Origin of the sequence: Pedobacter cryoconitis, assembly GCF_001590605.1 — a bacterium.
Lineage (GTDB): Bacteria > Bacteroidota > Bacteroidia > Sphingobacteriales > Sphingobacteriaceae > Pedobacter > Pedobacter cryoconitis_A.
This window is the reverse complement of the sequence record NZ_CP014504.1, coordinates 2531434-2554212: the sequence shown is the minus strand read 5'-3', so window position 1 is coordinate 2554212 and position 22779 is coordinate 2531434. Positions and strand designations below refer to the sequence as shown.

Genomic DNA, 22779 nt, shown 5'->3' with positions numbered 1-22779 from the left:
CCAAATATTAAACCTTTATAAATTAAACTCTTACCGATGACTAAATCGTTTAATTCAATTAAAAACGTGTTAAAGCTCTTACTTTTACTACAGTTTTACACGCTGCACGCCAAGGCTCAGATTACCTGGCCGGCTAATCAACTTCTTCCTTCATTTGCTTCTCCAGCACAAACACAGGATTTAATTACGCTTCGCGAAACATCTTCCCGTTGGGAAGCTGAAGGTTCAGCAATCAGTCACAAGACCGGAAGACCAGAAACCGATGGCTGGCTCTGCCAGACCGGGATTGACCTTCCCAATCTCCATATGGTTTATGGACCTTATGACAAAACCATTCCAGCAGGGCCTAACGTAGCTGAGTTTCGGATGAAAATTGATAACAATACTGTCAACAACGATCCGATAGTAGATCTTGAAGTCGTCAATGCTACCACAGGACAGTTGCTGACCACACAAACAATTACCCGTCAGCAGTTTGCTATAGCTGCAAACTATACCAGTTTTAGGTTACCCTTTACTATGCCAGCAGATAACCAATCCATTGAATTGCGTATATTCTGGCGGGGAACCAGTTACATCAAAGTAGACTGGGTGAGTGTAGATCAAAATAGTTCCTCCGCAGAAATGTACCTTTTTGCATCCTTAAAAGGGATTATTAACAAAACAAAGCCCCGTATTTTCTCTTATGAAGGTGATGCATTTGCAGAAGGGCCCTATACCTGGTTGCAATCTTTAGGTTTGGGCTGGTCTGAACCAGCAGACAAATGGGATCTGATTACCAAATACCGTAGTGAAATATCCGGTTTAATCGTTTACGACCCTGCACAAATACATACCGTTAATTTGGCCACGATGCTTGCAAAAAACAAACAAGCCCTGATCGTCTCTCCATTACTGTTATCCCGCTTAACCTCCGCTCCATATAATCTGCCTATTTTGGTTGATATGCGCGGACAATTCACCAGTAAGCTGCAAGTGTACCAAACTTTATATAATACCTATTGGCCGACCATTGATCACCGGTTATTAATCGGATTAAATCCTGAAGCACATAAAGCTGCTTTAAGAGAATATGCGACGGCACTAGGGGCAGCGGTTGTCTGGCTCGATCCTGATATTGCCGGTGAAAGTGAATTGCTAAACAGCTTTTTATCCTCCATGCCAGCTGGTGCAAACTTCATGGGATGGTGGCCTGAAGAGGCAGCAGGTGTAGAAAGGGCCTCAAAATATGGACTGACAACTATTGCGAGTGACTGGTGTACTAATCTGACCGTACATAGCGGCACATCCAGAACAGTAAATATTAAACCCATACCACCTAAACCCGCATTACAAAATAAGATTTATGTGGCTTTCATTTTAAGTGATGGTGACAATTTACAATACGTCGAACATTTGATGCGCAAACTTTGGTCTAACCCCGATCGCGGTTCAGTTCCCATAGGATGGACGTTATCACCTGCAATGCTCGATGCTATGCCCGGGGCACTCAATTACTTCTGGCAAACTGCTACCGATAATGATAACCTGATTTCCGGCCCATCGGGTTATGGCTATACCTATCCGAACAGCTGGACGAATCAAAATGCACTGGAACAATTCGTTGCTAAAACCGAAGATTACAATAAACGTGCTGGCTTGCGGGTCATTACAATTTGGAATACAATCACTGGTGATATCAGTCAGAATGTTGGACAAACCTTTGCCAGCCACGCACCAACTTTACTTGGATTAACGGGCCAGAATACTGGCGGAGGATTAACTATTTACAATAACAGCCTTCCTGGGATGGCACTTTCCTGTAACTACTGCAGCGATGAACAGAATATGAAAGATCATATTGCTTCTGCCGCCGCAGGGTGGGATCATAATTCACCGCGTTTTGTGATTATACAAGCGCAACCCTGGAATAATGCGAGGCCAACAAGTTTTAAGAATGTCGCTAGTTCCCTTAACGCAGATTATGTGGTGGTGCGTCCGGATCATATTTTTCAGCTTATCCGTGAATCAAAAGGTCTTTCAACCGGTTTGCCTGCGAAATCTCATTGAGCTGATAAATTATAATTGAGTTCATACCTAAACTTGATTAAACAGCATTGCCATGCAAAAAGGTTATCCTTTTTGCATGGCTTTTTTAAATCATTTAAACCTTCTTTTTCTGATTTGCATGCATACTGGCTGCATAATCGGTCGGTGACATTCCAAACTGTTTAGCGAACACCCGGCCAAAATGAGTTTGAGAACTATAACCAACCATTTCTGCGATCTCGTAGATTTTAAGGATCCCTTCATTCAGCAACTCTGCTGCTTTTTTTAACCGGGCCAGGTTAATCAATTCATTCGGGGAAAGATTGGAAATCGATTTTATTTTCCGGTACAGGGTTGGCCTGCTCATATTCATGTGATCTGTTAAAAGATCAACGTCTAATTGTGGGTTACTAATCTCCTGATCTATAATTACCTGTATTTTCTTTAAGAATAATTCATCTGCCTTAGAGTAGGCGAGGCTCTTGATATGAAGCAGTGGAGAACTTGAAAAATAGGCTTTAATTTTATTGCGGTTGGCAATTAAGCTCGCAGCCTGTACTTGTAAAAATTCCGGGGAAAATGGTTTTTCAATATAAACATCTGCACCAAGCTCCAATCCTTCAATCTTAGACTGCAAGCTATTTTTAGCCGTTAGCAGGATAACCGGTATATGGCTGAATTCTATGCCTGATTTGATCCTTCTGCAAAATTCAAAACCGTCCATTTTCGGCATCATCACATCACTGATAACCAGATGAACAATCTCTTTCTCTAAAATTGCAAGGCCTTCAAGTCCATTCGATGCCATCAGGACTTTAAACTTTTCGCTCAGGTCGTCTGCAATAAAATCAAGAATTTCTTCATGATCGTCTACCACAAGAATAACCGGTTTCTCCTGCATATCAGTTACTATATTTGGTCCGAAGTTTAAATCTTTTTCCATTTTCCTTTTAAGTTGAACTCTATCATGTGATGAATAGGGAATGTAGCTACGAGTATATTATAATCACTATGACTATCTTCTAGTTTAAGAGAACCTTTATGTAGTTCAGCAAGTGATTTTGCAATAGACAAGCCGATGCCCGTTCCCTGTTTCATTTCGGCTTCTTTTGTCCGGAAAAAAGGTTCGAAAATCTTATGTTTCAGTTCGGGTGTAATTTTATTTCCATCATTCAGAATAGCCACAATAAACTGATCCTGTTGTTCATTTACAGTCAGTGTCACCTTCACAATCTGTTTTCCGTATTTAATGGCGTTATCCACCAAATTACTCATTATTTTATAAAAGGCCTCCAGGTCGATATAAGCATACAGCGGTTCTGCGGGTAAAAAGGTTTCGTAAACAAGCTCTTTCTGTTCAGCAGCCAGCAGGAATTGTAAATTCACATCATGGAGGATTTCAGAGATATTTGCTTTAACAAAGTTTAAAGAAAAACCATGGACCTCCGTTTTTCTGAAATCCAGAAGTTGATTAGTCAGGTTCAGCAAACGGTCAGTATTGCGGTCCATAATCTTCAGATTTTTCTCCATGGCAGGAACTTCTCCAGCGGCTTTGATCATTTTTTCCATAGGCCCTTTAATCAAGGTAAGCGGTGTTCTTATCTCGTGAGCGACATTCGTAAAGAATTCAATTTTTGCCTGATAAATTTCCTTTTCCTTTTTATGTTCAAAGATTTCCATACGCCTTTTGTTTTTACGCTGGATAGTTTGATGGTATTGTCTGATGAGCAAGGCTGTTAAACCAATAAAGAGCATGGCGTAGAGTAACCAGGCAACCGGACTTTTCCAAAATGGTGGCAGTACAACAATAAATAGCTTGATGTTGTTTTTACTCCATTTTTTACTGCCCTGGATCATTGCTTTCGCTTCAAATACATATTCTCCCGGAGCAAGTTTTGTGAAGTATATTTTCCGGTTAGTCTTTAGGTATTGCCAGTTGTTATATAGCCCGCTTATTTTATAAGCATATTCAGTTTTTTCCGGAGAAAAATAACTTAATGCAGCAAAATCAATATTAAAAGAAGATTGACTGTTATTCAATATAATTTGATCCGTGTAGGAGATGGATTGCTGGAGTACCGAATCTTCCTTTTTCGGCTGTAGTTCTGTATTGTCAATCTTAAAACCCGTTAAAAATAAAGGGGCTGTCTTAGCATTGGTATGTAGTTGATTTGGGAGAAAGCTGATCAAGCCTTTTACACTTCCGAAATACATCCTGCCATCAGTATCTTTATAAGAAGAGCTATAGTTGAACTGATCGGTGAGTAAACCATCAGTTTTTGTGTAAACCTTAACAGTCTTTTTAAGCGGGTCAAAGCTCACCAATCCGCGGGTACTGCTGATCCATAATTTATACTGATTATCTTCCAGGATATTAAAAAGGAAATTACTGGGCATTCCATTTTTTACAGTATAGGATTTAAAACCACCTGTTTTTTTGTCGAAAAGAGATAAGCCACCACCATCTGTCGTCACCCACATCCTCTTTTTACTATCCTGAAAAATACAGTTTACAGTGTTGTTAGGTAGACTATGACCATCCTCACCAATATTCCTGTAATTCTTATAATTGCTGTTACCGAGCCCGAAGCTGAACAATCCATCGTTGAAAGTACCTGCCCATATTGTTCCGTCCGCATCTTCTTTGATCGTGTTAAAGAACAGAAAGGGTAAACCAGGAACAGGATCAAAGTCATCTCTTTTGCGGTTATAAGTATAAATGCCTGCTGTAGTTGCAATCAGCAGATCACCAGCCCTGGTCTTATACAAACTTAAAATGAAATCTGACCGGAGTAAACTTCCCTTACGCATATGGTAATGTTTGGTGATTAAACCTGTATTGATGTTCATCACATCCAGCCCATGTTCAAAAGTACCGATCCAAAGTTTATCGCCATCAGCAAGCAGGCCATGAATGTTATAATGGGCGATGGTCTGTTTACTGCCATCAGGAAAATAAGAGTTGAATTTGCCACTTCCGGGCGTTAATTTATTCAATCCTGCATCTTCGGTTCCAATCCACAAATTACCGTTCTGATCTTTACAGATTTCCCTGATATCATTTCCGCTGATAGAATTTTCCTGTTCCGTAGGAAAGTATTTGGTGAAAATGGAAGATTGGGGAGCATAATAATTCATTCCACCAAAATAAGTTCCGGCCCACATGCCACCTTCTGTATCGCGGCAAATTGAATAAATAGCGTTGTCAGATAGGGAATAGGGGTTGCTATTTTGCTTTTGCAAGTGAACCAGTTTCCTGCTTTGATGGTTATAAATATACAGCCCGGACTCTGTGCCGATCCAATACTCCTGATCATTCAGCTTTTTTATAGCCCGGACAAAAATGTGGGTTTTGTCTTTGTTCATTACGATCAGATCTGTCAAAACATTTGTTTTAAGATCAAATAATTTGATTCCCTGGTTGGTGGTTCCAATAATGAGCTGCTGATCACTGGTTTCTTCGATTGAGGAGATCCAGCCAATGGCTACAGGCTTTTTTTTAGCTGTTAAATAAAGGGTTTTAAAAGTCTCGGATGTCTTGTCGTATCTGGCAATATAGCCATCAGGGCTGCTCACCAGAATTTCGCCATTTGGACGGCAATAAATATAAGTGGGTGTAAATGACTTGTCCTGCAATACCAGAGCAAACTTTTTCTGAACCGGATTATACGTATAAACTTTTCCAGAAGAGAGGATCCATAGCTTACCCTCATGATCGAGCGTGAGCACAGCTATACCCATATTTTTTGTTTCTTCAACCAGCGTAAAAGATTCGTTGACTGCGTTGTAGTGGTATAAGCCCTGATCTGTGCCTATCCATAAGCTGGCTGGTTTGTCGCTGACCAGGGAATGTACCTTGTCATTGCCCAGGCTTTTTTGATTCGCAGGGTCATGACGGTAGGTTTTGAAAGAATAACCGTCAAATCTGTTCAGCCCATCTTTTGTCCCCATCCACATAAAACCACTACGGTCCTGAGTACTGCAAAAGACACTATTGTTGGAGAGGGCATTCTCTACCTGGTAGTGCTTAAAGTAGTACGGCTGTGCCTGCAATACTGTAGCAGACAGCAATAAAAAAAATAAGGTTAGAATTCTCAATTTGGTTGTATCGTTCATTCAAATATATCAATAATTATAAAGCTGAATCGATTTTATAACTAAACCTTCTCTAACTGTCCTGAATAAAAAATAGAGACAAATTGAAGAATTATTGATACAAACGCGTGCAACAACCAAAAGCTAAAAAACTAATATTTGATTATACCTGGATAGAACGAGCTGATCATCCGGGTATACCTAACCAAATATAAATCTTTATGGAAAAAAGTCTACCTGCTTATTGCAGAAGTGTGCGCTTAAAGCAGTATATGCTTAAAGCTTTTACCTTTTGCATTTTCCTTCTTTTGTCCCTAACCAGTACCGCGCAAACGAGCACTGTCAGTGGAACCGTAACGGACGATAAAGGACAGACACTGATCGGTGTCACAGTAAAAATTAAAAACACAAAAAGCGGCGGAATGTCTGATGCAAACGGAAAATTTAAAATTACCGTTCTGGATAAAAATGCCATTTTAGTATTTGCTTACATCGGATACACTACGCAGGAAGTCCCTTTAAACGGGCAAACTGAACTAACCGTAAAACTAAAAGATTACGACAATGACCTGCAGGAAATTGTGGTTACAGGTTACGGTTCGCAAAAAAGAGAATCAATTACCGGGGCTATTTCTTCTGTAACCAGCAAGGATATAGAGCGGGTACATGGAGGATCAACGGTAAGTACAGCCCTGGCAGGAAAGATTCCCGGGGTTACTTTCCGGATGACAGATGGCCGGCCAGGCGCCAGTGCAAGTATACAAATCCGTAATATGGGGCGTCCGCTTTATGTTATTGACGGAATTCAGCAGGACGAAGCGCAGTTTAACAACATTGCACCGAACGATATTGAAAGTATATCTGTACTAAAAGATGCTTCTGCAGCTATTTATGGCGTACGTGCAGCGAATGGGGTAGTGGTCGTGACGACTAAAAAAGGAACAACTGGTGAAAGCCGGATTAATGTAGACGCTTACCTTGGGTTCCAGAACTGGTCGAGGTTCCCTGATGTAGTGCGTACTTCTTATGATTATATGCGTTATAAGGCAGATGCGGAGATTAACAAGAATGGGAGTACGAGTATCACACCGGCAGAACTGGAGAAATACAAACTCGGGACCGATCCGGCTTATAGGAGTTTTGATTGGCGGGATTATATCCTGAAAAGTAATAACAATGCCCCTCAGAATTCGGTCAATGTGAACTTTACAGGCGGAACGGATAAAATGAGTTATTATGTTTCCGCGACAAATCTGTATCAGAATTCTGTCTTGGGAAAAGAATATGAATTTAAACGAACTAACATCCAATCTAACATTACGGCAACAGTAGCCAGTGGCCTTAAAGTAGGGGTAAACATTAATGGAAGGATTGAAAGCCGTGAGAATCCTGGGGTTCCGGGTACAGATGATTATTTGCTGGCCCGTTTGGCGGTGCTGCGGAACAATCCTTTGGAACGCCCATATGCCAATGATAATCCAGACTATCTGAATGATATCGGGCATACGGAAACCAATTATGCCTTTTTAAACAAGAAACTTTCAGGCATATACCGTAACGACTGGCGTGTTTTACAAACCAATTTCAATGCCGAATACCAGATCCCGGGTATAAAAGGGCTGGTTGCCAAAGCCGTATATTCTTATTATGTAGCTGATTATGTACTTAACAATCATGAGTATACTTATAACACCTATACTTACCGTCCTGCTACTGGTGCTTACAATATTACAGGTGGGAGTAATAACCCATACCGGGAACGGGAGCAGAAAAAAGAATTTGCGACTACTTTTCAGGGTCAGTTAAATTATAACAACACTTTTGGTAAACATACGGTGGGTGCTACGCTGGTTGCAGAAAGGATTAACCTGAAGCATCAGCGGAATTATATACACTCTTCACCAATTTCCAATAACCTGCCTTTAATCTATTTTCCAACTGCCGACAGGTATGATGACGTTGATGATGACGAAGCGCGTATCGGTTATATTGCCAGGTTAAATTATAATTACAACAATAAATATTACCTGGAAGCTTCTGCAAGACGGGATGCCTCTTATTTATTTGCGCCTGATAAACGTGTAGGTTATTTTCCCGGAGTTTCTGCGGGATGGAGAATTACGGAGGAAGGGTTTATGAAAAATATTGTGGGAGATAAAAAGATCCTGGGTGATCTGAAGTTCCGTGCTTCTTATGGGATACTCGGAGATGACCGGAATCCTAATGATCCCAATCAGCCTATTGTATCTCCATATGCCTATCTTCCAGGCTATAACTACAATCAGGGAACAGTTATCCTGGACGGAAACCCGGTGATTGTTTCCAGAGATAAAGGGATTCCTTTAAACAGGATATCTTGGTTGAAGAGCCGGACTTTTGATGTAGGTGCAGATTTCAGTATGTTCAACAATAAGCTATCGGGTACGGTAGACTATTTCTATAGAAAACGTACCGGATTACTGGGTGGAAGAAATGACATCATTATTCCTGTTGAATTGGGTTACAAACTGCCAGATGAAAATGTGAACAGTGACGCGCAGTATGGTCAGGAGATCTCTTTAAATTATAGCAGTAAAGTTGGACAGGTTAACTTTAATATCGGGGGTAATTTCTCCTATACCCGTTCTGAAAACTTGCAATCTTATAACCCATTATTCTTTAATTCCTGGGATCAATACCGCAACTCGTCCGAAAACAGGTATACCAATATCGATTGGGGGCAGGTGGTTATTGGCCAGTTTACTTCTCAGGAACAGATCAACAATTATCCGGTAAATATTGATGGTAAAGGAAACAGGACCCTTTTGCCCGGCGATCTGATCTATAAGGACCAGAATGGAGATGGTAAAATAGATGGGTACGACGAACGGCCAATTGGCTTTGGTTATGGCAAGCAGCCTAATATTAATTTTGGTTTAAGCTTTGGCGCAAGTTATAAATCTTTTGATTTTCACGCAGATTTTTCTGGAGGTGCGGGCTATACCTGGTTCCAGAATTATGAGACCAGGTGGGCCTTTCAGAACAATGGCAACCTGAACAGCATTTTTGAAGACAGGTGGCACAGGGCTGATCCATTTGATTTAAATAGTGAATGGATTCCGGGCAAGTATCCCGCGAACCGGTATAATGATGGTGGACATAGCAACAATCGTAACTCTACATTCTGGCTGCACAGCGTCAAATATATCAGGGCAAGAACGATAGAGTTTGGGTACAGTTTACCAGCTGCAATGCTAGCCAAAATCAAGGTCAAGCGCGCAAGGTTCTATGTGAACGGATACAACCTGTTCTCTATAGATAATATGAAACAGTATAACGTTGACCCGGAAGTTGCGGATGACAATGGTCTTCAATTTCCACAGAATAAGGTGGTTAACGTAGGTCTTAATTTAACCTTTTAACAACATGATGAAGAACATATATACAGTACTCACCTTTGCTGCCCTTTTACTTACCGGGGCTTGTAAAAAAGACAGTGCATTTTTAGATGTACCTCCTAAACAGATCATTCCCGAAGAAGTTGCTTTTTCGGATCCGGCTTTAGTACTTTCTGTTTTAGGGGATTTATATAACCGGCAACTGGATTTTTCAAGTCTGGATGGAGATGGCTGGCGGTCATTCGTTGATTTTAGTGAAGCTTTTCCTTCTGAAAATGGAAGTTATAATATTGTTCAGCGTACAGGCTGGGGTTATGGAGAATGGGGGAACTGGGATTATGGCTATATCCGCGATATGAATCTTTTTATAAAGCGGGCCACTGCAGCGACCAAACTTACCGAAACAGATAAGGCCAGGTTTATTGCGGAAGCCCGTTTTCTCAGAGCTAATTTTTATTTTGAGCTGGTTAAGCGGATGGGGGGAGTGCCCCTGATTACAGAGCCAATGCAATATGATTATTCGGGTAATGTAACTAATTTACAGGTTCCAAGGTCAAAAGAATCGGAGATTTATGATTTTGTGATCAGTGAGGCCGAAGCCATAAAAGATATATTACCAAAAGATGTGAACCAGAAATCGAGAGCATCTAAAGGGGCTGCACTGGCGATGGAAGCACGGGCGGCCTTATATGCAGGGTCTATTGCTAAATATGGTTTTAAAACTCCGCAGGTTACTTTACCAGGTGCTGAAGTGGGGATAGCTGCTGGTTTGGCTGGCGGTTATTACCAAAAAGCCCTCTCAGCAGCACAAGAAATCATCAATGGGCAGGCCGGGGCTTATCAGCTGTATAAAGTTTTACCTGATCTTTCAGATAACTTTGCAGCAGTGTTCCTGGATAAAAGCAGTGTCAATCAGGAATCTATTTTTATTGAAGATTTTAAAGTAAATTCTGCGAAGGTTCATGGTTTTACGACCAATAATCAGCCATTTTCTATTTCTGATGAAGGGCTGGATGCCGGCCGTCTGAACCCTTCTTTAAATCTGGTACAGGCTTTTGAAAAACTGGATAATACTTATGCACCAATTGCTACGAAAGATGGACAAGGCAATCCTGTCTATTACACCAATCAACTGGATGCATTTGCGGGCAGGGATGCCAGGTTAGCAGGGACTATCTTGCTTCCTAACGGGGCTTTCAAAGGTAAGAATGTTGACGTATGGGCTGGTTATCAATTAGCCGATGGTAGTATTTTAACGAGTGATGACGCCAGTCATCTGGCTAAACTACCCGGAACTGATGTTGCTGTGCAGGTAGTCGGGAAAGATGGACCGGTCAACGGACAGGAATTCAGATCACAAACAGGTTTTTATATCCGTAAATATTTAGATCCTCAGGTAGGTTCCGGAAGAAGAGGAAGACAGAGTGATGTCGCTTTTATCCGTTACCGTTATGCAGAGGTTTTATTGAATGCTGCCGAAGCTGCTTTCGAGCTGGGGATGGGTGGTGTTGCCGATGGGTACATTAACCAGGTTCGTGCAAGGGCCGGCTTAACCAAAGCTATACAAGGAGTTACGTTTGATCAGATTGTTCATGAACGCCGGGTAGAGTTGGTTTTTGAAGGCCATACTTTATTTGATATGAAAAGATGGCGTTTAGCGCATATCGTTTGGGACGGAAGTCAAATGTCTGTGAGCCAGTTGGTCAGTAATATCGGGTTGTCTACGAAGAAAAATACCCAGCCTTATGGACTCTGGCCATATAAGTACTACAATCCCGGAAATCCAAATCATGGTAAATGGCTCTTTAAAGAGGTACTGCCTACAGCAGTTACAGGAGCAAACATGTTCCAGATGGGGAATTATTATTCGAATATCGACAATAATGTTTTAGCTGCGAACCCGAAAATTGTTAAACAACCAAACCAGTAGTCCTGGTTTTCAAACAAGCAATTATGAAATTAAAACCTATATATATCCTGTTACTTTTCCTTCCGGTTTTCTCCTGTAAAAAGGATAATTATAAGGAGCCCTCCACTACCTTAAAAGGCAGGATCCTTTATAACACTGAAGAAATCGGATTGGAATATGACCGTGTCCCGCTGGAATTTTATCAAACGGGTTTTGGAAAAAAGGGGGCGATGACAGCGAGTTTCGCTCAGGATGGAAGTTATTCGGTGCTTTTTTCTGATGGTAATTATAAACTGATTATCCCTAACGGACAAGGACCTTTTAAATGGCATCAAAATGCAGCTGGTGTCAATGATACTTTAGCAGTGACGGTGAATGGGAATCAGACGCTGGACTTGCAGGCGATTCCTTATTACCTGATCAGGAATGCTGTTTATAAAGTGTCCGGAACTGACCTGACTGCTACATTCCGTGCAGATCAGATTATCACAGGGAATACTGCTAAAAATATTGAACGTATTAATTTATACGTCAATAAAACTCAGTTTGTATCCGGTTCGGACAATATTGCCAGTTCAGAACTATCAGGTGGGGCTATAACTGATCCCACTGCATTAACACTTAAAGTTACTGTCCCGGCAATTGTTCCGGTTCAGCATTATGTTTTCGCACGTATAGGGGTGAAAATAGAAGGAGTCGAGGATATGGTATTTTCGCCTCTTCAAAAAATCCAGTTGTAACTACAAAATACAAGTTGTAACCACTCAATATCAATTGTAACTACGAATACCAGTTTTAAATACGAAATACCAATTGTAACCATAAATTAATAAGATGATGAAGAAAATTCTAACGGGAACAATGCTTTTAATATTAAGCTATTCTGCAAATGCACAGCAGGCAAAATGGGCTTTAATAAAAGACAAAATTGTTTCTCCATGGGCAGAAAAGGTAAACCCAGCTGCCCCTTTGCCGGAATATCCGAGACCGCAGCTTGTGCGTAATGATAACTGGAAAAACCTGAACGGGCTTTGGGAATATGCGATTATACCAAAAGACCAGCAAGAACCTGCTAAATATCAGGGCAATATCCTGGTGCCATTTGCTATAGAATCGGCTTTATCGGGAGTTGGTAAAACCGTAGGTAAAGACAGTGTATTGTGGTATAAAAATACGATTACAATGCCGGTAGCAGTGAACGGTAAAGATGTGTTACTGCATTTTGGAGCAGTTGACTGGCAGGCAGAGATTTTTGTCAACGGCAAAAGTGCAGGTAAACATGAAGGCGGGTTTGATCCTTTTTCTTTGAATATTACCTCATTGCTCAAAAAAGGGAATAAGCAGGAAATTAAAGTGCGGGTATGGGATCCAACCGATCAGGGGCCTCAACCAAGGGGTAAGCAGGTGAAAAAGCCTGAAAATATCTGGTATACTCCGGTAACGGGCATCTGGCAAACGGTTTGGTTGGAAGCTGTGCCAAAATCTTATATTCTATCTACCAGACAAACACCCGATATTGATGCACACCATATTTCTGTAAGTGCGGCAGTTCAAAATAGTCAGCCTGGTGATCAGTTGAAAATCAGTATATTAGATGGTATTACTGTAGTTGCCGAGGAAAAGGTCGCTGTGAATGCTACAGTTGAGATTCCGGTTAAAAATGAAAAGTTATGGTCTCCGGAACATCCGTTTTTATATGAACTGAAGATCACGCTGCTGCGAAATGGGAAGCCTGTAGATGAAATAAAAAGCTATTTCGCTATGCGTAAAATTTCTATGGGGCCGGATTCCAAAGGTATTCAACGGATGTTGCTGAACAACAAATTTGTATTTCAATATGGCCCGCTGGATCAGGGTTGGTGGCCGGATGGTTTATATACAGCACCTACAGAAGAGGCGATGGTATACGATATTGACGAACTCAAAAAAATGGGGTTTAACATGATCCGCAAACATATTAAAGTGGAGCCGGCAAGGTATTACAACTATTGTGACAAAGTTGGAATGTTATTGTGGCAGGATATGCCAAGTGGCGATCTGGGCAATGGATGGGAAAACAATCCTGGAGTATTAGATCGTGCTACAGACAAAAACAGAACAGCTGAATCTGAAGGATATTACCGTAAAGAATGGGATGCGATCATGAACAGCTTACATAATTTCCCTTCAATTGTGGTTTGGGTGCCGTTTAATGAAGCCTGGGGACAATTTAAAACTGTTGAAATTACAGAATGGACGATGAAAAAAGATCCTTCCCGTTTAGTCAATAGTGCAAGCGGCGGTAATTTTTATATCACTGGACATATGGTCGATCTGCACAATTATCCGCATCCGGCTATGCCAAGACCAGATTTATTTGGTAAGGATCATATCCTTGTTTTGGGTGAGTTCGGTGGATTGGGTTTACCAGTTGATGGACATACCTGGCAGCAAAAAAATAACTGGGGTTATCAGTCTTTCAAAACTCCTGGTGAGCTGTTTGCCAAATATGCAGCTTTCACTAAAAGGATAGAGGAATTAATCCCATTAGGGCTGTCGGCTGCGGTATATACGCAGACAACTGACGTAGAAGGTGAAATAAATGGCTTCATGACTTACGATAGGAAAGTAATTAAGATGCCAGTAGAAGATTTGAAACGCGTTAACGGTAAACTTTATTTGATACCTGCTCCTTAATTATAGCATTTTAACACAATATACATAGCATGAAACGATTATTTATCTCTTTAGCTTTAGCGGGTTTGCTGCTCAAAGCTTCAGCCCAGCAACAGCACTCTTCAGTTCAGCAGCAACATTCTTCAGTTCAGCAGCAGCGTATTGCTCCGGCATATCCATTGCTTACGCACGATCCTTATTTTAGTGTCTGGTCATTTACAGACGGATTAAATACTTCAGCGACCAAACACTGGACCGGAGCAAATCAGTCACTGACAGGTTTGTTAAAAGTAGATGGACAGGTTTACCGCTTTTTGGGTGGACAGGAGGAAAGCTACCAGACGTTACTGCCTGCTTCTGATGAAAAAGTATATACTGCAAAATATGTAGAATCTGAGCCTGAAAAGGGTTGGAATCAGGCAGGGTTTACAGAAACCAGCTGGAAAACCGGAACAGCTCCTTTTGGAGACGGTGCTGCAACCACGCAATGGAGAACTAAAGACCTTTGGATGCGCAGGACATTTAATTTGGAACAAACAGATTTTAAAGGTTTGAAACTTAAATTGATGAATGATGATGATGCCGAGGTCTATTTAAACGGAACCCGGATTTTTGCCTGTGAGTGTTTCAATGGTAAGTTTATTTATGTGCCGGTAGATACTAAGCTTTTGAAAAAAGGACAAAATCTATTAGCGGTACATGTTAAAAATAATGTGGGTGGTCAATGGCTGGATGCAGGGCTGGTATACGATAAACCTGTTGCGGGCAATTCAACTGTTTTGCTGGCTAAACAAACTAAGGTTGGAATCACTGCAACTCAAACTTCTTATAGTTTTGAATGTGGTAAGGTAAATCTGGATGTGGACTTTACTTCACCACTGCTAATGAATGATTTGAATCTATTGTCCCGTCCGGTTTCTTATGTATCCTTTAAGGTGAAAGCTAAAGATGGTAAAAAGCATAATGCTGAAGTTTATTTTGGAGCAAGCACCGGGTTAGTGGTCAATACAGAATTTCAGGAAGTGACTGCTAAACAGTATAAAACAGGGCAATTGTCAGTTTTGAAAGCGGGTACAAAAGAGCAGGCCATATTGAAAAAGAAAGGTGACGATGTTCGTATTGATTGGGGGTATTTATATGTCGCTGCTCCACAGAACGCCCAGGCAAAGCAGTACACTGGCGCTGCTGAGGAAGCTTTAACTGCATTTACAACAGGTAAAACAACAGGGAAGACCAGTATGGATGGGAAAAAACTAGTGCTCTCTACGGTGCTGCCTTTTAATCAGGTAGGGGCATCGGCAGTTGAAAAACATATTTTAATAGGTTATGATGATTTGTATTCCGTTCAATATTTTGGTCAGAATTTAAAACCCTGGTGGAACCGGAAAAATGACCAGACGATAGAAAAGCAACTGGAAATGGCAAATACAGAATACACAACTGTATTGAAAAAAAGTAATGATTTTGATCAAAGGTTTCATGCCGATAATCTCAAAGCAGGGGGAGCAAAATATGCTGATCTTTTAGATCTTTCTTACCGTCAGGCCATCTCTGCGCATAAATTGGTAGAAAGTCCGCAAGGAGAACTTCTTTTTCTTTCTAAAGAAAACTTTAGTAATGGTTCTATCAATACGGTGGATATAACTTATCCTTCGGCACCACTATTTCTTGTGTATAACCCTGATTTACTAAAAGGGATGTTAAACGGGATCTTTTATTATAGTGAAAGTGGCAAATGGAAAAAACCGTTTCCTGCGCACGATCTGGGAACTTATCCTTTAGCCAACGGACAGACTTACGGAGAAGATATGCCGGTTGAAGAAGCTGGTAATATGATTATTCTGGCTGCAGCAATCGCCAGGGTGGAGGGCAATGCAGATTATGCTAAAAAACATTGGAAAACACTTTCTATTTGGGCAGATTACTTGAGTAAAGAAGGATTTGATCCGGCTAATCAGCTTTGTACAGATGATTTTGCCGGCCATATGGCGCGCAATGCTAACTTATCCGTTAAAGCAATTGTTGCGCTGGGTGGATATGGAATGCTTGCGGATAAACTTGGAATGAAAGCTGAGGCCGTGAAATATAAACAGATGGCTAAACAGATGTCGGTTAAATGGATGGAAATGGCAAACGATGGAGATCATTATGCATTAACTTTTGATCAGAAAAATACGTGGAGCCAGAAATATAACATGGTTTGGGATAAAGTACTGGATATGGATATCTTTCCAAAGGAGGTTTTCAAAAAAGAAATTAAGTATTATCTGACCAAGCAAAATGCTTTTGGTTTGCCACTGGATAGCCGCCGCAGTTATACCAAATCAGATTGGATTATGTGGACAGCAACGTTGACGGATAACCGTGCTGATTTTGAAAAGTTTATAGATCCGATATATAAGTTTGCGATAGAAACGCCAAGCAGAGTTCCGCTAAACGACTGGCATGAAACAACGGATGGTAAACAGGTGGGCTTCCAGGCGCGAAGTGTAGTAGCGGGCTATGCGATGAAATTGCTGGACTATAAGCTACATGGTAAATAAAAGTTAAATTTGGTTTGGTGCGTCTTGTCCTGATGGATTGTCAGGCAAGACTTCCAATTGATTATAGAAGCATATGAAGGTTAATTACATCACTATTTTAGCAATTGCAGGGACAGCTTTTGCTTCCTGTAATTCAGAAACTAAATCAACGCAGGTATCAGATAGCGCGCAAACGGTTAAGCTTGCTGCAGATTCTTTTAAAAGGACTACAGATGGCCGGGAAACTGGGCTTTATATCCTGAAGAATTCTAAAAACGCAGAAGCTGTATTTACCAATTATGGCGGGCGGCTGGTTAGTTTGCTGATTCCGGATAAATCAGGAAAATTAACAGATGTAGTGGTCGGTTTTAATAGTGTGAATGCGTATGAAAAGTCTACAGAACCTTATTTCGGAGCAACAATCGGACGTTATGGTAACCGGATTGCCAAGGGTAAATTTAGTTTGGACGGTAAGTCCTATACTTTATTTACTAACAATGGTCAGAATACTTTGCATGGTGGTAAAAAGGGCTATCAATCTGTAGTTTGGGATGCAAAGCAACCGGATGCACATCAGGTGGAATTTAAATATATATCAAAAGATATGGAAGAGGGGTTTCCGGGTAATTTAGCTGTTACGGTAACTTATACATTAACAGAGGAAAATGAATTGAAAATGGATTATGTGGCTACAACTGATCAACCAACTGTAGTGAATTTAACCAACCATGCTTTCTTTAACCTGAATGGAGAAGGAAGCGGTACGATTTTAGGCCATCAGTTACAGATTTATGCAGATGGATATACCCCTGTTGATTCTACTTTGATCCCCACTGGTAAGATCGAAAAGGTGGCTGGAACTCCGTTTGATTTCTCTAAATCATTAACTATAGGTTCAAGGATTAATGACAAAAACCAGCAGTTAGATTATGGTAAAGGTTATGACCATAACTTTGTGTTGAATAAAACGAAAGGAATGGGCATGTTCCATGCAGCTACTGTCAGAGGAGATAAATCAGGTATTGTCATGGATGTTTATACCACTGAACCTGGATTGCAGTTTTATAGCGGTAACTTCATGCAAGGTAAAAATACCTTTAAAGGTGGTTCAAGAGATGATTTTAGAACGGCAATAGCATTGGAAACACAGCATTTTCCGGATTCTCCTAATCAGGCTGCTTTTCCTTCGACGGTACTTAAGCCCGGACAAACTTATAAAACGAGTTCAATTTATAAGTTTTCGGGTCTTTAAAATATAAATTACTTTTTATGCCATAGAATGCCCCAGGTTTGTCCTGGACTGCCACAAAATGTTAGACACCTTATGTAGACAGTTCAGCTAACATTGGGGCATTTTATGTGTTTTGAAGGATTGTTATTTATCCATAAGTATATCGGGGAAATGATGATTATTTGATTAATTTGTAAAATCAGACGAATAATACATGACCGATACCGAAATTATTAAAGCATCACAGGCCATTTGTGATGCCCTTTCAGCAGAAGAAGATGGCCTTAAAAGAGATGTTTTAGGCCATTTAGGTAATACCTGGTCGCTTTTGATTATCCAGATGCTTGGCGTTAATGGTAAGCTCCGTTTCTCCCGTTTGCAGGAGCAGGTGAAAGGAATAAGTCAGAAAATGCTAACGAAAAGTCTTCGGGATCTGGAAAGAGATGGGTTAATTACCAGAACTATGTTCCTGGAAGTTCCGCCAAGGGTGGAATATGAACTGACTGAATTGGGGCGTGGATTGCTAATCCAGATTCTTCCGCTATGGACATGGGTACTGGATCAGTCGGACGATTTCAAAATGGCACGTAGTGTTTTTGATGAGAAAGCTAAAAAACCAATTGTAATCTAAATCTAATAAGGATAATTAAACTGGTTGATTGTCAGGATTGTATCCTGATGGTTAGTAGGGAGCCAGCAGGTGCCTTATCTTTTTTCAATACTATACTTTATAGGTTTGAGAAAAATTTAAAAGCATATGTATATAGTTACAGGTTCTACCAGCAACACTGGAAGTGTTGTTGCACATCAATTGTTAGACGCAGGAAAAAAGGTTAGGGTGATTGGCCGGAGTTTAGAAAAAATGGCCCCTTTCCTTAACAGGGGAGCAGAAGCTTTCGTTGCCGGGCCTACCGATGCGCAAGCTTTAATTCAGGCTTTTAAAGGCGCAAAGGCTGCCTGGATAATGCTTCAGCCAAATTACATTGCTGACAGTGCTGATTTTACGGGATATCAGGCCCAGGTTACGGATGCTATTGCGCAGGCCATTACAGCAAATCCTCTCGAGTATGCCGTTACATTAAGTAGCTGGGGTGCTGATCTGGAAAGTGGTTCCGGTCCTGTTCTTGGTTTACATCAAATGGAACAAGTCATGAATACGTTGTCTATTCAAAATCTACTTCATTTAAGAGCTGGTTATTTTATGGAAAATACGCTTTCTTATCTGCCATCTATTCTGAAAAATGGAAAGGTTTCAGGGCCTTTTGATCAGAATATACTTTTGCCATTTATCGCGACTAAAGATGTTGGATATATGGCTGCGAAGGCTTTGATTAACCTTACTTTTAAAGGGAAACTTGTGCAGGAATTGCATGGTCAGCGTGATTTGAGTATACGTGAAGCAACAGCAATGATTGGCAATGCAATTGGAAAACCCGGGTTGGTTTATCAGCAAAATACAATTCAGGGATTTAAATCAGATTTGATAGCTGCTGGATTTTCGGCAAATGTTGTCGCATTAATGGAGGAGGTCGTTATTGGTATAAATAGCAAACATATCACTACCTCGCAAAAACGGACAATAGCATCTACAACCTCAACTTCTTTTGAGAATTTCCTGGAAGAATCTTTTGTACCGGCCTATGACCGGTTGCAGGAGTGAGGTGTGAAAAATAAAAACCGTATTATAGCCTCTTGATAAGAGGCTGAGTCAATATGAAGTACTTCCAAATGGTTAGACGCTATTTGGAGGCACTTCATATTGACTCAGCCTTCTTCAATTTACAGGCTTTCTATTTCTTCAATTGAAAGTGTAGTAAAACCGGCAATTTTATCATTATCAAAATTCTCTTCCTTCATTTTTCTTGCGATGGCCAGCGCAGTTTCATGTTTACCTTTTTCTAAACCCTTTTCTATCCCTTCCTTTATTCCTCTGCGTTCTGCAGATTTAAGCCGGCTGTAATCGTCTTCTTCCCGCTGTAAAATCGAATCATATACAAATTGTTGTTCTGGTGATAGTCTGCCCATTTCAGCGATATTAAATATTTTTTCAAAAACACGTTTATCCAGATACTTAGGAATCTGATCCAGGCTGTGCATGTGTTTAAGCATATACACCCATTTGTCCAGCTCATTTTCCAGTTCATCTTCTTTCTTGTCAAATTTAGGCAGTTCCAAAAACTTAAATCCCAGTCCATTGTGGAATATTTTACCTGTACCGGTATTGACCAGTGAAATACTTTGCAAATAATGGTCACTCAGGCAATTTTTCATGTTAAAATCCAGGATTGCAACCAGGAAAACTTCTTTCAATTTTACTTCCCAGTGCCGGTTACTTTTTAGCTTTTGCTGATGGATCAGCCTGCTCAGGTAAAAAATACAGCGGTCCTCAAAATTATCATGATCTGCCCGCTGCATTTCTACAATGAATTGCTCGCCTTTGTCTCCGGTACACAACAAATCGAAACTGACCTTTTTATGCTTACTGTCATCCCCGGCAAGTTCAGTTGGATTGTAGATAAGATCGGTAATGTATTTTTCCCCCTCAAACAAGGCGTTTAAAAAGGCAATCATAATCTCTTTATTAGGTTCACCGCCGAAAAGATGTTTGAATCCAAAATCTGATAATGGATCAATGTATTTATTTGTATTAGCTGACATAATTCTTAATGATTTAGGTCAAGCTACTCCCATTTTATATATAAAAGGTAATAAATATCGTTTTTGTGAATAAATAATCTTAAATAGTAAAAATAGCCAAAGAAAATAGTTTATATCATAAACCATGAACGGGCTCTTTTTAATATATTATTTTTTATCTATAGCCAAAATCTAGTTCTAAAAGTTGATTTTAGTTGTGTTTTTTCCTGTTGTAAATATTTGATCTGCATATATTTAATTCTTAAAAACAGTAGAATATGGTTGTTGAAGAGGTTTTTACGACCATCTTATTAAGATCAGCTCATTGCTTTTCCACCACTCCTGGAAGAGCTTATCCCCTTATACCAAACGGTAAGGATTGTCAATGATGTCATCAAAGCGATCAGCGTTTAATCTCATACGCACGAAACCTTGTCTTTTATACTGAAAAACAGTTAAAGATAAAAAGGCGAAAACACCCTAAATAATCGGGTATTTCTATCTCGTTACAACTCATTTTTTTGGAATAAATTAGCCATTCTCAATAACAATAAGGCATAAACTGAAAAGCCATAAAAGAGTAGGTATTTTAATCTAAATCAAATATTACAATGGGACAATTTGCCTCCATTATTTCCCTGAACAGGAAAGAAATTCTGACCCTGACTGATTTAAAACGATAAAGGCAGAAACCGAAAAGCCTTAACAGAGTAGGTAAACAGCTCCTTTAAAAACTTTACGACCATGAATACCGAATTAAACGTTGCTTCAGCAGCATCAGAAATTATCGATTCTTTAAAAGAACAGGCTTCAGCACTTTTATCATCCGTATTAAAAGAGCCTTTAACAGATTTTGGCGTAACCGCTTTAGGAAACTTTCCTTATTACTACCTGAATCCTGATAATCTGCAATTCAATGCAACGACTTATGGATGGATCAGTAATGCTTTAACAGCAGATGCAACTCCTGTGACACTTGGCGAGCCATTTGTTCATATTTATACTGAAGCATTAGCCAACGTAACTTATAGGCTGTCAAATGCAGATCAGGCAATACTTAACAGCGCACAGCTAGAGGCAGCCAATCAGCAAATGGAACTCTTGAATATTTGGACAGTCATTTATGGTCCGGTAGCAGCAACGAGTAAACAACGGCCAATAGATATTATTATGAGTACTATTGCAACAACCTGGGCAGTACCTGCTATCGATCTTTATATGGCTCAAAGAGCTGAAAATTTATTTCAATTGTTAAATCATACACCGGCAAGTGGTCAGCCTGTATTACCGGCTCTCGCCAATTATCTGATTGCACTGGGCGGCAGTATCTCTTTGCAAAATGCAATCACAATGAACACCGGGTATTTGAGCACAGCATTACATAATGTACAGAATGCTGCTGCTGCTAACGGTGGGATGTTATTAGATAATAGTGCTACTACTTATAACCCAGCTTATGCTGTAAGTACGCCATTATCCGATATCATTAATGGTTTAAGTGCAACCAATAATAAGATTGAGTTAAACATGACCGTTACCCGTTCCAGTGACATTGAAGTGAAAATAAGTATTGAAGGTGGGGCAAGTTTTGAAATTCCTATTGCTTCTTTTCTCACTTTATCAGTAGATGCGAGCGAGAATTATTTTTCAGATATTATTGCGGCTTCTTCGAATACGATTAGCGTGAGTATGACTTTTACCGGTGTTACCCTGGTTAATTATGGCCCTGCTTTATTTAATATCGCTACTGGTTTAAATTGGTCATGGATGAACCCGATCACTGATGCGATCAGAAATGGTTCTACAGATGTTTCAGGTTTTGTATTCTCTCCGAAACCTAATATTGATTTCTCTGAAGGCGGTCCTTTCAGCTTTTTAACAGGAGTTGCGATTAGTAATTATCCATCTATTGAAATCACTGTACATAGTGAATCTTATGAGAACATTGAAAAAACTATTGAACAAACAGTTTCTTTAGGGGTTTCATTCCTTGGCATACCTTTAGGCGGTGGATCTGAGTCTGCTTATTTGCACGCCGCCAGTTCAAGCAGTTCATCCTCAACAGTGACTATCAAATTGGATCCTCCTGCTGATAAGGTTGCTGGTACGAACGAAAGTTCAAGAGCATGGGTTCTTGGTGCAGAAACCAGTTATCCGGGGGCTGTTTAAAGTAATTTCCAATGTTCAGAAAAACTAAAAAGTCATGCAATTGGTGCTGCATTTGTGAAAGCTTGTCTTAAAGCGCATCCAGGGACAAGTTGCAGGGGTAAACCATGGCTGAGCAACAGTCAAACCGGTACAATCTGGTCTTAAAATTTTAAATAG

The 22779-nt window shown here is 40.3% G+C and carries 13 protein-coding genes; 10 read left to right on the top strand and 3 right to left on the bottom strand.

The genetic code is table 11. The annotated features are described in order from the left end of the window. The first annotated feature begins 36 nt into the window (after positions 1-36). The gene (locus AY601_RS10885) at positions 37-2049 is read left to right on the top strand and encodes a GxGYxYP domain-containing protein (RefSeq protein ID WP_068400549.1); all 2013 of its coding nucleotides are present in this window, start codon (positions 37-39) and stop codon (positions 2047-2049) included. A 94-nt stretch (positions 2050-2143) separates the two neighbouring features. Here AY601_RS10885 and AY601_RS10880 read toward each other — a convergent pair whose 3' ends face one another. Both AY601_RS10880 and AY601_RS10875 read right to left on the bottom strand, forming a co-directional pair. After that, positions 2144-2971 carry a response regulator gene (locus AY601_RS10880; RefSeq protein ID WP_068400542.1) on the bottom strand — a complete coding sequence of 276 codons (828 nt, stop codon included), beginning with the start codon at positions 2969-2971 and terminating at the stop codon, positions 2144-2146. Further along, positions 2956-6144, bottom strand: a complete 3189-nt coding sequence (locus tag AY601_RS10875) for a ligand-binding sensor domain-containing protein (RefSeq protein WP_068400539.1) — start codon at positions 6142-6144, stop codon at positions 2956-2958. The genes AY601_RS10880 and AY601_RS10875 overlap by 16 nt, the downstream gene beginning before the upstream one ends. 200 nt (positions 6145-6344) lie before the next feature. Between AY601_RS10875 and AY601_RS10870 the strand changes: the two genes are divergently transcribed. The 8 genes from AY601_RS10870 to AY601_RS10835 all read left to right on the top strand — a co-directional run bounded on the left by AY601_RS10870 (position 6345) and on the right by AY601_RS10835 (position 19477). Then, on the top strand, positions 6345-9524 hold the full coding sequence (locus AY601_RS10870) for a SusC/RagA family TonB-linked outer membrane protein (protein WP_068400537.1): 3180 nt from the start codon (positions 6345-6347) through the stop codon (positions 9522-9524). 4 nt (positions 9525-9528) lie between these two features. Next, positions 9529-11430, top strand: a complete 1902-nt coding sequence (locus AY601_RS10865) for a RagB/SusD family nutrient uptake outer membrane protein (RefSeq protein WP_232324736.1) — start codon at positions 9529-9531, stop codon at positions 11428-11430. 23 nt (positions 11431-11453) lie between these two features. Beyond that, positions 11454-12149 carry a DUF3823 domain-containing protein gene (locus AY601_RS10860; RefSeq protein WP_068400535.1) on the top strand — a complete coding sequence of 232 codons (696 nt, stop codon included), beginning with the start codon at positions 11454-11456 and terminating at the stop codon, positions 12147-12149. A gap of 94 nt (positions 12150-12243) precedes the next feature. Then, positions 12244-14085, top strand: coding sequence for a glycoside hydrolase family 2 protein (locus AY601_RS10855; RefSeq protein WP_232324735.1), 1842 nt, complete (start codon positions 12244-12246; stop codon positions 14083-14085). A gap of 29 nt (positions 14086-14114) precedes the next feature. Continuing rightward, positions 14115-16607: a glutaminase family protein gene (locus tag AY601_RS10850; RefSeq protein ID WP_068400532.1), complete on the top strand. Its 2493-nt coding sequence runs from the start codon at positions 14115-14117 to the stop codon at positions 16605-16607. 73 nt (positions 16608-16680) lie between these two features. After that, the gene (locus tag AY601_RS10845) at positions 16681-17838 is read left to right on the top strand and encodes an aldose epimerase family protein (protein ID WP_068400527.1); all 1158 of its coding nucleotides are present in this window, start codon (positions 16681-16683) and stop codon (positions 17836-17838) included. Positions 17839-18031: 193 nt separating this feature from the next. Continuing rightward, the gene (locus AY601_RS10840; protein WP_068400526.1) at positions 18032-18448 is read left to right on the top strand and encodes a winged helix-turn-helix transcriptional regulator; all 417 of its coding nucleotides are present in this window, start codon (positions 18032-18034) and stop codon (positions 18446-18448) included. A gap of 126 nt (positions 18449-18574) precedes the next feature. Then, a complete protein-coding gene (locus AY601_RS10835; RefSeq protein WP_068400524.1) occupies positions 18575-19477 on the top strand; it encodes an NmrA family NAD(P)-binding protein in 903 nt (300 codons plus the stop codon). Between the two features lie 119 nt (positions 19478-19596). Here the strand turns inward: AY601_RS10835 and AY601_RS10830 are convergent, their stop codons facing one another. Then, positions 19597-20475 (bottom strand): Rpn family recombination-promoting nuclease/putative transposase, encoded by an 879-nt coding sequence (locus AY601_RS10830; protein WP_068400520.1) that lies wholly within the window; start codon positions 20473-20475, stop codon positions 19597-19599. Between the two features lie 723 nt (positions 20476-21198). On the opposite strand from AY601_RS10830, the gene AY601_RS10825 reads away from it, so the two are divergent. Continuing rightward, the gene (locus tag AY601_RS10825) at positions 21199-22623 is read left to right on the top strand and encodes a hypothetical protein (protein ID WP_068400517.1); all 1425 of its coding nucleotides are present in this window, start codon (positions 21199-21201) and stop codon (positions 22621-22623) included. The last annotated feature ends 156 nt before the right edge of the window (positions 22624-22779 follow it).